At 32.9% G+C, this 15,236-nt stretch carries 18 protein-coding genes; 9 read left to right on the top strand and 9 right to left on the bottom strand.

Features of this window, described 5'->3' with window-relative positions:
• Positions 1-58 precede the first annotated feature (58 nt).
• Positions 59-835, top strand: a complete 777-nt coding sequence (locus tag BD847_RS20400; protein WP_115890089.1) for an ABC transporter ATP-binding protein — start codon at positions 59-61, stop codon at positions 833-835.
• Here BD847_RS20400 and BD847_RS20395 read toward each other — a convergent pair.
• From BD847_RS20395 to BD847_RS20380, 4 genes are read right to left on the bottom strand one after another with little or no spacing between them, the layout of a single operon-like run.
• Positions 822-1,616 (bottom strand): hypothetical protein, encoded by a 795-nt coding sequence (locus BD847_RS20395; protein ID WP_115890088.1) that lies wholly within the window; start codon positions 1,614-1,616, stop codon positions 822-824. The two genes, BD847_RS20400 and BD847_RS20395, sit on opposite strands and share 14 nt — an antisense overlap.
• A 50-nt stretch (positions 1,617-1,666) precedes the next feature.
• A complete protein-coding gene (locus tag BD847_RS20390; protein WP_115890087.1) occupies positions 1,667-2,122 on the bottom strand; it encodes a tRNA (cytidine(34)-2'-O)-methyltransferase in 456 nt (151 codons plus the stop codon).
• 22 nt (positions 2,123-2,144) lie between these two features.
• Positions 2,145-2,717: a pseudouridine synthase gene (locus tag BD847_RS20385; protein ID WP_115890086.1), complete on the bottom strand. Its 573-nt coding sequence runs from the start codon at positions 2,715-2,717 to the stop codon at positions 2,145-2,147.
• Positions 2,718-2,769: 52 nt separating this feature from the next.
• On the bottom strand, positions 2,770-2,967 hold the full coding sequence (locus tag BD847_RS20380; RefSeq protein WP_115890085.1) for a hypothetical protein: 198 nt from the start codon (positions 2,965-2,967) through the stop codon (positions 2,770-2,772).
• Between the two features lie 143 nt (positions 2,968-3,110).
• Between BD847_RS20380 and BD847_RS20375 the strand changes: the two genes are divergently transcribed.
• Both BD847_RS20375 and BD847_RS20370 read left to right on the top strand, forming a co-directional pair.
• Complete coding sequence (locus tag BD847_RS20375) at positions 3,111-3,485, top strand: hypothetical protein (protein ID WP_115890084.1); 375 nt, start codon at positions 3,111-3,113, stop codon at positions 3,483-3,485.
• Positions 3,486-3,635: 150 nt separating this feature from the next.
• A complete protein-coding gene (locus tag BD847_RS20370) occupies positions 3,636-4,388 on the top strand; it encodes an SDR family NAD(P)-dependent oxidoreductase (RefSeq protein WP_115890083.1) in 753 nt (250 codons plus the stop codon).
• Positions 4,389-4,448: 60 nt separating this feature from the next.
• Here BD847_RS20370 and BD847_RS20365 read toward each other — a convergent pair whose 3' ends face one another.
• The 4 genes from BD847_RS20365 to BD847_RS20350 all read right to left on the bottom strand — a co-directional run bounded on the left by BD847_RS20365 (position 4,449) and on the right by BD847_RS20350 (position 8,334).
• Positions 4,449-4,973, bottom strand: coding sequence for a MepB family protein (locus tag BD847_RS20365; protein WP_115890082.1), 525 nt, complete (start codon positions 4,971-4,973; stop codon positions 4,449-4,451).
• 42 nt (positions 4,974-5,015) lie between these two features.
• Positions 5,016-6,713 carry a hypothetical protein gene (locus BD847_RS20360; protein WP_115890081.1) on the bottom strand — a complete coding sequence of 566 codons (1,698 nt, stop codon included), beginning with the start codon at positions 6,711-6,713 and terminating at the stop codon, positions 5,016-5,018.
• Positions 6,710-7,261, bottom strand: coding sequence for an RNA polymerase sigma factor (locus tag BD847_RS20355; protein WP_115890080.1), 552 nt, complete (start codon positions 7,259-7,261; stop codon positions 6,710-6,712). The genes BD847_RS20360 and BD847_RS20355 overlap by 4 nt, the downstream gene beginning before the upstream one ends.
• Before the next feature lie 197 nt (positions 7,262-7,458).
• Positions 7,459-8,334: a protease complex subunit PrcB family protein gene (locus BD847_RS20350; protein ID WP_115890079.1), complete on the bottom strand. Its 876-nt coding sequence runs from the start codon at positions 8,332-8,334 to the stop codon at positions 7,459-7,461.
• A 193-nt stretch (positions 8,335-8,527) separates the two neighbouring features.
• Here BD847_RS20350 and rmuC point away from each other — a divergent pair, with 193 nt between their 5' ends.
• The 4 genes from rmuC (at position 8,528) to BD847_RS20330 (ending at position 12,057) form a co-directional block, all read left to right on the top strand.
• Complete coding sequence (gene rmuC, locus BD847_RS20345) at positions 8,528-9,901, top strand: DNA recombination protein RmuC (protein WP_115890078.1); 1,374 nt, start codon at positions 8,528-8,530, stop codon at positions 9,899-9,901.
• 54 nt (positions 9,902-9,955) lie between these two features.
• A complete protein-coding gene (locus tag BD847_RS20340) occupies positions 9,956-10,504 on the top strand; it encodes an acyl-CoA thioesterase (protein ID WP_115890077.1) in 549 nt (182 codons plus the stop codon).
• Between the two features lie 39 nt (positions 10,505-10,543).
• The gene (locus BD847_RS20335) at positions 10,544-10,939 is read left to right on the top strand and encodes a VOC family protein (RefSeq protein ID WP_115890076.1); all 396 of its coding nucleotides are present in this window, start codon (positions 10,544-10,546) and stop codon (positions 10,937-10,939) included.
• Positions 10,940-11,517: 578 nt separating this feature from the next.
• Positions 11,518-12,057: a YceI family protein gene (locus BD847_RS20330; RefSeq protein WP_115890075.1), complete on the top strand. Its 540-nt coding sequence runs from the start codon at positions 11,518-11,520 to the stop codon at positions 12,055-12,057.
• Positions 12,058-12,145: 88 nt separating this feature from the next.
• Here BD847_RS20330 and BD847_RS20325 read toward each other — a convergent pair whose 3' ends face one another.
• Positions 12,146-13,057 carry a TIGR01777 family oxidoreductase gene (locus BD847_RS20325; RefSeq protein WP_115890074.1) on the bottom strand — a complete coding sequence of 304 codons (912 nt, stop codon included), beginning with the start codon at positions 13,055-13,057 and terminating at the stop codon, positions 12,146-12,148.
• 98 nt (positions 13,058-13,155) lie between these two features.
• Between BD847_RS20325 and BD847_RS20320 the strand changes: the two genes are divergently transcribed.
• Both BD847_RS20320 and BD847_RS20315 read left to right on the top strand, forming a co-directional pair.
• On the top strand, positions 13,156-13,815 hold the full coding sequence (locus BD847_RS20320) for a TetR family transcriptional regulator C-terminal domain-containing protein (protein ID WP_115890073.1): 660 nt from the start codon (positions 13,156-13,158) through the stop codon (positions 13,813-13,815).
• Positions 13,815-15,119, top strand: coding sequence for an ABC1 kinase family protein (locus BD847_RS20315; protein ID WP_115890072.1), 1,305 nt, complete (start codon positions 13,815-13,817; stop codon positions 15,117-15,119). The genes BD847_RS20320 and BD847_RS20315 overlap by 1 nt, the downstream gene beginning before the upstream one ends.
• The last annotated feature ends 117 nt before the right edge of the window (positions 15,120-15,236 follow it).

Below are 15,236 nucleotides of genomic sequence, written 5' to 3'. Positions count from 1 at the left end.
TTTCGGAAGGAATAAAAACTTAGTTTCTTAGAATCTTAGCAACTCAGAATCTTTAAAAATGAAAAACATTCTATCAACTTCAAATTTAACTATTGGATACAAATCCAAGAGAGGAGTTACGACCATTGCTAAGCATCTAAATCTAAGTTTAGCTCCCGGAAAACTTATCACTTTGATTGGAGCAAATGGAATAGGGAAATCTACTTTACTCCGCACAATAACCGGAATTCAAAAACCATTGTCTGGAAATGTTTATTTGAATGAAAAGAATATTTCAGCATACAAACCTTTAGAATTAGCACAGAATCTAAGTTTAGTTTTAACCGAAAAACTGCCACCAAGTAATCTTTCAGTTTTTGAATTGGTTGCGTTGGGTCGTCAGCCATATACGAATTGGGTCGGAACTTTAACACCCGAAGATATTGTAAAAGTTAATGAAGCTTTAGCATTAACCCAAATAACACATTTAGCAACCAAAAAGCATTTCGAAATAAGCGACGGACAATTACAGAAAGTTTTAATTGCACGAGCGCTTGCGCAGGACACGCCTTTAATTATCTTGGATGAACCTACAACACATTTGGATTTGCTTCATAAAGTTTCCTTATTCAAATTATTGAAAAAACTGACTCAGGAAACTCAAAAGTGTATTTTATTTTCAACTCATGACATCGATTTGGCCATTCAGTTAAGTGATGAAATGATTATGATGACGCCGGAAAATATAGTACAAGATCAGCCTTGCAATTTAATCTCAAACGGAAGTTTCAGCAATTTGTTCAAAGACGAACATATTATTTTTGATGCTGAAAAAGGAAAGTTTATTGTGACTTAGAATTATTGTTCTCAAAACGTACACGATACACATGTAATAAATTTTCTAGTTCGCTCGGTTTTATATTGAAATACTCAATTTCAATTTCGGTATTATTAAAAGAGAGATAATTTTTTAAAACCTTATCATTGCGGATTTTATTCCATGGTATTATTTTTTGATTTTTTGCTTGAATTCCCGAGCTGTTGATTATGAGTTGAGGTTTTCGATCTATAATTTTTTTTAAATGATCATAAGTCAAAAAAAGTCCAAAGGCAACGACAATTATTTTTATCCAATTATTTTCAAAAAAATAATAAGCTATGAATAAAAATGAGAAGATATAAATAAGCATATTAACTATCGAAGTGCTTTTAGAATAAAAAATTTTGGTCTCTATTGGCACACTATTATCATCTATATAGGTATCATTTTGAAGGAATTTTTTTTCTAATGATTTTAGTTTCAGTTTTTGTTCTTGACTCTTAAATTCAGTTTTTTCAAACCAACTTCCACTTTCCCAAATTAATTTTTCTTCAATTGCTTTTCGTTTCAACTCGTGAACGTTTTGTACATTTTCGAATGCCCATATTTTCCATCTATTAACAAAGTAACTCCAGGCCAGCCATCCAAAAACAAATCCTAAAATTAAACTTAAGGGGATAATCCATTGTCCAATGAATTGATTATCTGTAAATAGAAGTCCTATTCCTATAAATCCAAGAATTATTAAAAGAGGTAAAAAGACAAGTCTTAATCTGCCTTTATTTAAAGCTTGTTCTACAGTTACAGTTTTGGTCATGTTGTTTTTGGAGTTAAAAAAGTCGATTAAACAGTTAAACAAATAAACGGCTAAACTTTTAAATTAATCTGTCTTTTCGCTTCCCCAACCACAAACGCCACAGAATTAGCAATATTAAAACTACGAATCAATTTCGACATCGGAATCGTTAAATGATTTTCAAATAAAGCTAAAACTTCTTTACTCAAACCAACACTTTCTTTTCCGAAAACCAACCAGTCACCATCTTGAAAATCAGTTTCTAAATATGATTTCTCAGCATGAGAACTCATTAAAAAGACACGTGATTTGTCCGGAATCTGCTGCATCCATTCTTCAACATTCTGATATTCGGTAACATCAAGATGCACCCAATAATCCAAACCTGAACGTTTTAGATTTTTATCATTTATTACAAATCCAAAAGGATGAATCAAGTGCAGACGACTTTCTGTGCCGACGCATAATCTTCCAATGTTTCCGGTATTATTTGGTATTTCTGGTTCTACAAGAACAACGTTTAGCATTATCGTTTATTTGTTAATTTGTTTAATCGTTTAGTCGGAAATCCGAGACTTCTAAAACTTCGCCAGCTTTTAAGTTTTGCAAATATACATTTCCAATCCGAACACGAACCAAGCGCAATGTTGGAAAACCAACTGCTGCTGTCATTTTTCGAACTTGACGAAATTTCCCTTCTCTTACTGTAATTGATAGCCAAGAAGTTGGGCCATGACGCTCATCCCGAATTTTTTTAGCTCGCGCACCAAAATCCGGAATTTCGGTAACAATAAATGCTTTACAAGGTTTTGTTTTGTATTTGCCACCATCAAGTCCAATTTTAACACCTTTTTGCAATTCTTCTATTGCTTCGGGAGTAATTAATCCATCAACTTGAACATAATACTCTTTGTCAACCTTTTTGCTTCGAACAAGTTCGCTCATGTTACCGTCGGTTGTCAATAAAAGCAGGCCTTCAGAATCTTCGTCCAGTCTCCCAATTGCCATTGTTCCTTCAGGAAAATCATGCAATTCGCCTAAAAGCTTTTTCTTTCTTTTTAATTCATAAATAAACTGACTCAGATAGCCGTAAGGTTTAAAAAGAATAAAGTGTCTGTGCATTTTTAATTTTTTGCAAAGATAGTTTCTTTGGTAAAATTAAAAGGGAAAGTTTTTACGCTTTCATTTTTTTTAGCCATTGGTACACAAACCATATTACAGTGAAGCCAAAAACGACAAGTAGGGCAGTATAATAATCTTTAAAAAAATCGTGAAAATAGCTTCCCACTAAAATATATGCTGAAGCCATGCATAATTTAATCAGAATAAATTCGGCATTTGACCAGCAAGTTTTGATTTTGAAGAAATTCATAATAGTGATTGTTAAGTTCTTGTAATTAAAGATAATGAATTTTGAAAAGATGGCAATTATAAAAGAAATGCATTGTTAAGCCATAAAACTTTCAGATTTAGAATTTGTAATATTATAAGTTAGAATTCAAAAAAAATAAAGTTATGGATACGAATAATTTAGGCTCAAAAAAAATAAATGGAGTTCAGAAAAATATAGATGATTCTAAAGGAAAAAATGTTTCGCATGATACGAAATACGATGAAAATAAATTGGAAAAAGAAATCGTAACCGACGAAACAGGGAAAAAGGAGACAGTTGATCGTGCACGCAATGTAAACGAAGAAATAAAAAAAGTATCGGATGATGCAAACTCAAATAATCCAAACGCAAACAGAGGTGTAGAAACAGAAGAAGAGGCAAACAAAACAGTCGAAAACAAAGACCGAAATTCTGATATAACACCTAATCGATATCCGAATTCAAATGCGGAAAGTCATAAAGATCGTGGAAATATGAAATTGGATGAAGATAAGTAAATAAGAAAAAAAAGATGAAAAAACATCATTTTATCATCAAATAACATATCATTAGCATGTCAAGTTAATGTTATGCTAAACTCCCAATTTGTGGCCAGTTAAACAAGGATATCTTCGTAAATTGTAGCTACAAATTTAAATATTAAGAATATGGCACTTTTAGAAAATAAAGTAGCTTTTGTATCAGGCGGTGGTTCCGGAATCGGACGCGCTGTTGCAGAAGCCTACGCTCGAGAAGGAGCAAAAGTTGTATTATCAGATATTAATGTTGAACACGGAGAAGAAACCGTAAAAAGTATAAAAGACAGCGGCGGCGAAGCTTTTTTTGTGAAAGGAGATTCGTCGAGCGCAAGCGATAACAAACATATGGTTGAGGTTGCGGTTTCAAAATACGGTCGCCTTGATATTGCTTGCAATAACGCCGGAATGGGCGGGCCTGCAAAACCAACTGGAGAATATGATCCGGAAGCTTGGGATCGTGTAATTGCACTTAATTTAAGCGGCGTTTTTTATGCGTGCCGCTATCAGTTGGAACAAATGGAGAAAAACGGCGGCGGAAGCATTGTCAATATTGCTTCGATTCATGGTCAGGTTGCCGCACCAAATAGTCCGGCTTATACTGCGTCTAAACATGGTGTTGTTGGATTAACCAAAAATATAGCAGCAGAATACGCTTTAAAAAATATTCGCTGTAATGCCGTTGGACCTGGTTATATTGAAACAGCTTTGTTGAAAGACAACATGACTCAGAATGTGATGGACGCCGTTGCGGCAAAAGCACCAATGAATCGCTTGGGAACTGCAGAAGAAGTTGCAGATCTTGTAGTGTTTTTAAGTTCTGAAAAATCTTCTTTTACAACCGGAAGTTATATTATCGCAGACGGCGGTTATACTGCTGTTTAGGTTTTATATATAAAAACAAAAAAGCGTCAGATGAAACTTTCATTTGACGCTTTTTTTGAATTATCTAATTAACTTCTTAAATTGTTCTAAATCTTTTTTTGGATTTATACTATAAAAATAATCCAATTGCCATTTTTGTGTTTTTTGCGCTTGTTTACTTGTGGTTTCATCCCAGGGCGGATAAACTCTCGTGGCTCTGATTCCTTCTTTCTTTTCCGTAGAGAAAATTCCTTTTTCGAGTAAAACAGCTTTTGGGAAAATAAATTGTCCGAGAAAATCTTCTTTTCGCACACTGATTATAACAAAATCAATTATATCTGAATCATGAAAAGGTTCAATTGTGCCTTTGGGTTTTCTTTTCCATAAGGTTACAAACTGGCCAGTTTTGGTTGGGGTAATTTTTGCCGATCGATATTTGACCTGTTTACCGTCAATTTTAAAATCAAAAGCATCATATTCTGCGCTCTCCGATTCTGATTGAAAATCAGTACAATCAAATTCGCAAGGTTCATAAACAAGTTCTTTTGCAAGAATTAAGTTTTTTGAAAGAGAGGTTTCCTTGTTTTCATTCTTTTTTGATGTCATCTACATTTTAAATTTCACTAAAATTATAGAAAAATAACCACCTTAAAAAGAAACATTCAGTCCAAAATTCAATCCCCATTGGAATTGGTTGAAGGATTGACTGTTAAGCGGATTTATATAATAATTGATTGCTGGTTCTACAAAAACATTAGTTTTTTTATAAACGCGATATTGTACAGTACTACTTAAAGTAGATCCGTACACGAAATCATTTGCATTCATATTTTCTCCTATCGAAGTACCATCAATTGCTACAGAATTTGAAATTAGTTTTCCAACAAAACCGCCCGTGTTTAAACTTATGTTGGCTTTGTTTTTTGAGAAAACCGCATACGAAACTTCTAAAGGCATTTCGATATAGCGTAAATTCTGATCTAAATTTCCAGTCTGTATATTTTCGCTTTTAAACGAATTTGTTGTAGTTCCTGATAAAAGTACATAATTGGCATTGACACCCAGTGATTGCTGCGGAACAGTAGGATTTTGAACCAAATAATCGCTCGTAGCATATAAACCGTCTCTTCGAACGTTCATGTACGAAACATTAGCTACACTTTGGCCCAATTCATTTATTTTGAAACCAGAACCTACAGCCCATTTTTTAGCAATCTTATATTTTGTTTTTACACCATATGCGCTTCCTTGTTTAGAGTCATTTACGTACCCAAGTGTTTTTTCGTTTTTATAATTTTCAGAGTTGGCAACGCCGGCAAAAACCTGAACGGCCCATTTATCTGTTTTTTCAGAAGTCTTTTCTTTCTTATCTTTTTTGCTTTCAGCAGTTGTTGCCAAAATTCCTTTTTCTAAATTTTGAAGTTCTGCAAGCTGTAATGAGTCTTGTTTGCTTAAAGCGGAGCTGTTGAATTTCGAATTGTTTTTCTGAGTGTTTTCTGCTAATGCTTTTTCCGATTTTGTTTCTTTTCCAGTTTCTTTCTTTAAATTGCTCTCAGCACTTTGTTTAGTGTCAGAAAGAATAGCTACAGAATTCGAATTATTTGTATCTGAATTTGGAGTTGTTTTTCCGAAAATTGAATTTGATGTTGTTCCGGCCAAAGCCGAATTAAAACCATTTGTTTTTCCAGATGAAAATGTTTTTTCTGCCAAGGCTTTATCAGCGTTTCTTTTTTCTGCGTCTGGATAGTAGTTTTTTGATGCCGTATTAAAAGAATTCGATGTATTAGGCATAAAAGATTTTTGCGCTACACTTTGATTGGCAGCGTTTTTTCCTGACTGTTTATTTTGATTTCGTGAAAATGAGTTAAACTGATTCTCTTTTTCTGAAACACTATTTTTTTGAGCTTCAGTTGTATTTTGTTCTCTGGTTTCATTTTCAGATTTTCCTGCTGAATTAGAATTGATTTCAGAATCAGAATCTGCAACTGCATTTCCTTTATTTGTATTTTTAAAGTTATCTAAAGCACCATTATTACTCTCATTTTCATTTTCTGAAGAACTATTTTTATTCTTCTTCACATTTTCATTTTTGTCCAGAACTACATTTTTACTTTCTGTCGAACTGCCATTTATTGTTTTAATTCCTGAATTAGAAGCTATATGAAAAACAGTTGGAAGCAGTAAGCCCAATAAAAGGCATGCCGCAGCCGACCACCAAAGAATTGCTCTTTTCTTCTTTTTAGGTTTGTCTAGTTTTTCTTCAATATTAGTCCACAATTCTGGGGGCGGAATACTTGAAAAGTTTTCCATTGATGAAAAAATATCTTCTATCTTTTCTTTTTTCATGCTATTTTAAAATTTTTTATGCTCAAAATTCTTTTTTGCAAAATTCCTTTTGCCCGATTTAAATTTGATTTTGATGTTCCTTCTGAAATCTTCAGTAATTCGGCGATTTCTTTATGTTTCATTTTTTCAAAAACATACAAGTTAAAAACTGTTCGGTATTGATCTGGTAAATCTCGAATGTATTCCAGCAGTTTTTCCTGTTCAATCGGAATAGTTTCCAGCTCTTCTTCTTCAATAAAATCGGTATCAGGATCAAACACATCCAAAAAGAAACTTTCTTTTTTCTTCTTGTTTAGCGTTTCAATTAGTTTGTTAATGAAAATACGCTTAAGCCATCCTTCAAAACTTCCTTCAAATTTATATTGGCTGATTTTTTGAAAAACAATTACAAATGCCTCCTGAAATACATCTTTGGCATCATCTTCATTTTTCATATACTTCAGGCATATACCATATAAAACAGGAGAGAACAACTGATAAATTTTCAGTTGCCCTTCCCGATTATTTTGCATGCATTGCCTTATGTATTTTTCTAAATCGTCTTTCAAAAAAGTGGTATTGTTTGGTTTTGCAAAAATAGTTTTTATAAACTTAAAAAACTATCTTTAGTAAGCAGCGTGGCTAGCTTTTTTGTTTATACTGACTTTTTTATGTTTTGATTATCAGTATTTTCTGTTTGTTTTGGTTTTCTGTTAAAAGAAAACTAACGCACTTTTCAGATGCGTTAGAATTTCTCTTTAAAGCATTATTTTAGGCTTGTAATTTTGTCAGTAATGGCTTTTTTGAATGCTTTTATTTCAGCGCTTTGATCGGCAGTATCATTTTTGTCAATATAAACTTTTGTAACAACGGCACCTTGACGCAATTGGAAATAAATTCCACCCTGATCTGCTGAATCCGGCGTACCATAGGTTTTTGTTTGTCCTTTTAGGTTTAAAATTTCTGTTGGAACAGTTTTTAGAAATGCTGTATAATCTCCTACTTTGTTTGTATTTGTGTAGCTGTATTGTTCAAATTCGTATTTCCCTGCCACAACATTTAAATATTTCAAAACACTTGAATCATTGATTTGAAAGAATTTTTGACAATCAGCGCCAGTACATTTGCTTGAATAAGTTCCTAATACAACATTATTTCCAGTCTCTAATGTTCTGTTGAAAATAATTGGTTTGGTTGTTTTAGGAATTATAATAAAATCCGACGGATAAGTTGGAGTTTGAGAAATTGCTTCGCCAGTCTGCGGGCCACTTTCGTAAAAATTAATTACAATCTCGCATTTATTCTCAATCATCGCAGTCATTTTTATTGTATATCCTGTTGTAGGTTTTGCTCCTGCGAAAACTCCAACCAGCATATTTTTCGAAAAATCGATATTTGGATCACTTGGAACAGTACAAGTGTTTTCGTGTTTTGTAAAATATAAATCCATTTTTTCCTGAGATGCTGCAAAAATCGCAACAGGATTCGTAGGTAAAGTTTTTACACTATAATTGCATAAAAGCGGAAATCCTGTAAAAGTAGCAGCAACATCGGTTCCGCAATCTGTACTTACTTCATCATTACTAAGCGAACATGCACTAAATCCAAAAGCTATAAATAAGCTCAACATTATTTTTTTCATTGGGTAATATTTTAATTAGGTTATATTTCATAGATGCACATCTTTTCAAATGGTTGCGTAAAAGTTTTTTTTTCTTTTATTTTTTTCGGTAATGTTTAATTAATTTTAGAATGAATACTAATTCGTGAAATTTTACTTTTAGAATTAAGTACTACGTATTATTGCGTACTTTTACTTAAAAAAAAACGTAGTTATGTTTGATCTTATTCCTGTTTTATTTGCCTTTGTTATTGCCCTTTTTCTCGGAATTTTTCTCGGAAAAATACTTTTTTCTTCAAAATTTGAATCTGTAAAAGTTGGTTTGGAAGAAAGACTAAATGCAACCACAAATCAGTTTAAGATTCAGAAAGAACAATTTGAGAACGAAAAAAATGGTTTTCAAAAACAGCTGCAATTAAGCAATGCGGAAAAGGAATATATAAGAACCGAGAAAGACAGTCTGGCCATTCAGCTTTCTAAAAAAGAAGTTGATTTCGAAAATTTATGGGAGCGTCACAAAGAACAGAAAAGCGAAATAAATGAGCTTCAGGAAAAATTTACCAAAGAGTTTGAAAATCTTGCCAATAAAATCCTCGAAGAAAAGTCGGCTAAATTTACCGAGCAAAACAGTGAAAACATGAAAAGTATTTTGATACCGCTTCAGGATAAAATTCAAGGATTTGAGCAAAAAGTAGAGCAGACGCATAAAGAAAGTATAGATTATCATGCAGCATTGCGCCAGCAGATTGTTGGTTTAAGCGAAATGAATGCACAAATGAGCAAAGAAACCCTCAACTTGACCAAAGCATTAAAAGGCGATAGTAAAATGCAGGGAAATTGGGGAGAACTGGTTTTAGAACGCGTTTTAGAAAAATCAGGTTTAGAAAAAGGACGTGAATACGAAGTGCAGCAAAGTTTTACTAATAATGAAGGAACGCGTGTTCTTCCGGATGTTGTAATCAATTTGCCTGACGGAAAAAAGATGATTGTAGATTCTAAAGTTTCTTTGGTTGCATATGAAAAATGGATTAATGAAGAATCGGAAATTTTAAAGATTGATTTTCTTAAAGAACATGTCAATTCAATAAAAAGACATGTAGAACAACTCGGAAACAAAAATTATCACGATTTATATCAAATTGAAAGCCCAGATTTTGTTTTGCTTTTTATTCCGATTGAGCCCGCTTTTGCCATTGCTTTAAACGAAGATTCGGCATTGTACAATAAAGCATTCGATAAAAATATTGTTATTGTAACGCCAAGTACGTTGTTAGCAACTTTACGCACAATTGACAGTATGTGGACAAACCAGAAACAACAGGAAAACGCTTTTGAAATCGCAAGACAAGCCGGAGCTTTATATGATAAATTTGAAGGTTTTGTTACTGATTTGGTTCGAATTGGGAATAAAATCAAAGATACCAAAACCGAGTACGAAAGCGCTATGAATAAACTGGTCGACGGAAAAGGAAACTTAATTTCAAGCGTCGAAAGATTAAAAAAAATGGGAGCAAAGGCAAAAAAGTCACTTCCTGAAAATATTATTGCAAGAGCTTCAAATGAAGATGAAAATCCACTTTTGAATTAAAACGCTAATTTATTTCACTTAGAGTAACATAGAAAATACCATAAAACCAAAAATATGACTACAGATTTCAAACACGTTTCTTCATCAAAGATTAGTATATCAGAATTAATGCTGCCATCACATACCAATTTTAGCGGTAAAATTCACGGAGGATACATTTTACAATTACTGGATCAAATTGCCTTTGCTTCGGCATCAAAATTTTGCGGAAATTATTGCGTAACGGCTTCTGTTGATACGGTTAACTTTTTGAAACCAATAGAAGTTGGAGAATTGGTAACGATGAAAGCTTCGGTAAATTATGTAGGAAGAAGTTCTATGGTAGTTGGTATTCGCGTTGAAGCAGAACATATCCAAACCGGTGTTATCAAACATTGCAATTCCTCTTATTTTACAATGGTGGCTAAGGATAAAGACGGCAAAAGTGTTCAGGTTCCGGGACTAATTTTATCGAATCTTGAAGAAGTACGACGATTCAGAAAAGCCATCAAACATATCGAAATTAAAAAGGAAATCGAGGAACACGAAAAAATTGCCAATGTTAATTCGATTGAAGATTTAGCGAGTTTAGACAAATATAATGTGCTTTTAGAAATCAGTTAGATTGTCTATCTTTAGAAATAACATTTAAATAAGTAGACAATGGTAAAGTTTGGATATACAATATTATATGTTGCAGAAGTAGAAAAAGCGATCGAATTTTATGAGAATGCATTTGGGTTTGCCCGAAAATTTATAACTCCTGATCAGGATTATGGAGAATTAAGCACAGGAGAAACTACCATTTCTTTTGCATCTAAAAAACTAGCAAGCCAAAATTTGAGCGAAGGTTTTCTTGAAAGCAGTCTGGAAGCAAAGCCTTTTGCCATTGAACTTGGTTTTATAACAGACGATGTTGGAGAATTGGTACAAAAAGCGACCTCGTTTGGTGCGGTTTTAGTTTCAGAACCAAAGAAAAAAGCTTGGGGACAGGTTGTTGCATACGTGCGCGATCCGGAAGGTTTTTTAATTGAGATTTGTACGCCGGTTCAGCAATAAATTATGGTGAAGTCCCTACGGGACAAAATGTTTTGTCATTATGGTTTTTTCTACCGTTATTTAATTCCTAGCGGAATATCTCGTAGAGATTGCATATCGGTAGCTACGGGACAAATTGTTTTATCATTATGTTTTTTTTCTACCGCTATTTAATTCCTAACGGAATATTTCGTAGAGATTGCATATCGGTAGCTACGGGAAAAATTGTTTTGTCATTATGTTTTTCTACCGCTATTTAATTCCTAGCGGAATATCTCGTAGAGATTATATATCGGTAGAAAAAAACAATAGAAACCCAATCTATTTTGTCCCGTAGGGACTTTACATTTTACGATTCGTATTTCGCAATTCCCAATTCGAAACCCACGTTTCAACCTCCAAAATATTCACAAATTTTTAGCAGTATTACAAGAACTTTTTACTGGGAAATTCCGTAACTTTAAGTATAGATTTATCTAGTTATGGAATATCTCACGGAGTACTGCCATTCTATTTTTTTAAGCTATTATCTTAAGTTCTGATTTTCTCTTCTTAAAATAAAAAAATCGAATGACATAATTGTTTAATTGATGACGATTATGAAAAGAACTACTTTATTAATTTTACTTTTTACTGCATTTTCTTTGCTTGCTCAGGATAAATTTAAAACCAGTACTGCGGTTGTAAATTTTCAAGCTTCTGTTCCTTTCTTTGAGGAGGTAAAAGCAGTAAATAAGCTCGGAACTCTTGTTCTTGAACCTGAATCCAGTACACTTATCTGTACTGTTGTCATTAAAGATTTTCGTTTTAAAATGGACTTAATGCAAGAACATTTTAATGACAATTATATTGAAAGTCATCGTTATCCAAAAGCTGTTTTTAAAGGTAAAATCGAAAAATTTGATTTAAAAAATATCGATGAAACCGAGAGAGAATATGACGTAAAGGGAAAACTTTACCTGCATGGAAAATCAAAAATCATTTCAGTAAAAGCTTTAATGAAAAGAGTTCCGGAAGGAATTCAGATTGTATCAACTTTTCCTATTTTGGTTGAAGATTTCGATATCGAAATTCCTTATGTAGTAGCAAATAAGATTTCTAAAACGGTTCAGACGGATTTGACCGGAATTATGAAGTGAAATATAAAAACTACAAATTCCGGAGATTCTTTCGATTTATACCGGATAGCAAACATTAAATTTTAAGAAGAACTGGAATTTGTTGTTTTTAGTTAAGACAATGTACAAGCGTTCGTTCCAAATCTGTAAACTGAAATTCGAAACCCTTTTTTTGAATTTTTTCAGATGAAACTCGCTGACCTTTTAAAACTGCTTCGCTCATTTCTCCCAAAGCAATTTTTAAAAGAAAAGCAGGAATTTTAGGAAGCCAGATCGTATAACCAAACAAATTAGCAAGCGTTTTAGAAAACCCGGCATTTGTGGTATTGTCTGTAATGCAGGCATTATATGAACCCGAAATTTCATCGTTAGTTATTGCTAGTAAATAAATACCGCATAAATCTTCGATATGGATCCAGGGTAAATATTGTTTTCCTGTTCCTAAAACTGCTCCAAAACCAGCTTTAAAACTAGGTGTCATTTTTTTTAGAAATCCTTCATCTTTACCTAGAACAATACCGGTTCTTACTTTAACGGTTCGAATGCCGAGGTTTTCTATCTTTGTAACTTCATTTTCCCAAATCTGACAAGTTTCTCCTAAAAAATCATTAGCCGGCGGAGTTTCTTCCGTACAAATTGTTGAGCGGGTAATCGCCCCATAAATTCCAACAGCGGATGCTGAAATAAAGGCTTCCAGTTTTTTATTGTTCTTTTCTAAGACTGAAAAAATTAAATCAATTGGTTTTGTACGGCTTTCTAAAATTGCTTTTTTTCGTCTTTTAGTCCATCTCTTTTCTACGATTCCTTCACCTGCGAGATGAATTATATAATCGGCTTTTAGAACCGCATTTTCATCAATATAATTTTGTTTGAGATTCCATTTATAATATTGAATTGATGGAGTATCTTTTTTGTCAGAACGGCTCAGAACAGACACGGAATATCCAGCTTCTATCAGAACATCTGTTAAATGTTTTCCAATGAATCCGCTTCCTCCCGTTAATAGAACATTTTGAGCCATAATAGTTTATAATATATTTAACAGTGCCTATTGTTTAAGGATTAGTAAAGGTACTTAAACAATGCTTACCTTTAAGGCGAATTCTAAATTTTAATAAAATGGCGACTAAAAAAAAGGTAATTACCAAAGATGATATCGTTTCAATATACATGAATGAAGTTTTAGAAAAAGGACAGAAACCAAAATCGGTTTTTCATTTTGCTAAGGAAAATGATTTTTCGGAAGCTGAATTTTATGCTTTTTTTGGAACATTAGAAGGTTTAGAAAAAGAAATATTTCGATTGTTTTTTGAAAACACGGTGAACTTGCTTCACAAAAACGAAGAATATCAGCAATATGATATGAAGAATAAAATGCTGAGTTTCTATTTTACTTTTTTCGAAATATTGACTGCCAACAGAAGTTATGTTTTACAATCACTTAAAGTAGACAAGAATCCACTTAAAAATTTAGTTCAGCTTACTTCTCTGCGAAACAGTTTTAAAGAATATGTTGCAGAAATTCTCACAGACGATTATAGATTGGAACAAGAAAAATTTCAAAAATTTCAGGAAAAAACAATTCAGGAATCATCTTGGCTGCAATTAATGCTGACGATTAAATTCTGGATGGATGATGAATCTGCTGCTTTTGAGAAAACAGATATTTTTATCGAAAAATCAGTAAATGCTTCTTTCGAATTAATGAATGTTGCGCCAATGAACCATTTAATAGATTTTGGTAAATTTCTATTTAAAGAAAAAATACATAGCAGATAATGAAAACAATTGATTATATCCCAACTTCAAAAATAGAAAGGGCAGGAAAACTGGTTCAGACCGGCGCCAAAATTGGAGTAAATTATGTGAAACATTATGCTGAAAAAATAGTTAATCCTGATTTATCAAGAGATAAACTAAACGAAAATAACGCCGAAGATATTTACGACGGACTAAAAAGTTTGAAAGGAAGCGCACTAAAAGTAGCTCAAATGCTGAGTATGGACAAGAATTTTCTGCCTCAGGCTTATGTTGAGAAGTTTTCTTTGTCACAGTTTTCAGTTCCGCCGCTTTCAGCTCCGTTGGTTTTAAAAACCTTTAAAAGCAATTTTGGCAAAACGCCTTATGAAATTTACGACGAATTCAATCCAAATTCGGTAAACGCTGCAAGTATTGGTCAAGTGCATTTGGCTAAGAAAAATGGCAAAAAGTTGGCGGTAAAAATTCAATATCCCGGCGTTGCAAATAGTATTTCGTCTGATTTGGCTTTGGTAAAACCAATTGCTATCAGAATGTTTAATTTACAAGGAAAAGATTCGGATAAATATTTTAAAGAGGTTGAAGACAAACTAATTGAGGAAACTAACTATTTGTTAGAATTAAAACAAAGTCAGGAAGTTGTTGATGCTTGCAATAAAATTGAGAATATTTCTTTCCCAAATTATTATCCGGAATTTTCATCCGAGAAAATCATTACAATGGATTGGATGACAGGAATTCATCTTTCTGAATTCACTGCTATAAACACGAATCAGGAAACGGGAGATAAGTTAGGGCAAGCACTTTGGGATTTTTACATGTACCAAATTCATGTTCTGCGAAAAGTTCACGCGGATCCGCATCCGGGAAATTTTTTGGTTGATGATCAAAACAAGTTAATTGCTTTAGATTTTGGTTGTATGAAACAAATTCCAGAAGAATTTTACACGCCTTATTTTGAGTTAATAAATAAAAATGTAATTACCGACGAAAAGCTTTTTAATGATAAATTATTCGAATTAGAAATTCTTCGTCCAGATGATACACCCGCAGAAATAGAATATTTCACCGAAATGTTTCATGATTTGCTGTCACTTTTTACAAGACCTTTCCAAAACGAAACTTTTGATTTTGCTGATGAAACTTTTTTCAATGCAATCGCACAATTAGGAAAGCGTTTTTCTGAAGACACAAATTTGAAAAAAATGAACGGAAATCGAGGTTCTAAGCACTTTATTTACATGAATCGTACTTTCTTTGGTTTGTATAATTTAATGTTTGATTTGAAGGCTAAGATTGTTGTTGAGAATTATTTGAAATACTAGTGGAGGAAATTCCAATATAAAAATTCCAAATTCCAATCTAACAGGATAGATCTTAGTCAAAGTTTAAAACTTTGACAAAGGTTTTTCTCGTTTAGTTTGTGATCCTTCGTTCAGGAT

The sequence above is a fragment of the Flavobacterium cutihirudinis genome (genome assembly GCF_003385895.1).
Taxonomy (GTDB): Bacteria; Bacteroidota; Bacteroidia; order Flavobacteriales; family Flavobacteriaceae; genus Flavobacterium; species Flavobacterium cutihirudinis.
This window is presented reverse-complemented; position numbering and strand designations above follow the sequence as displayed.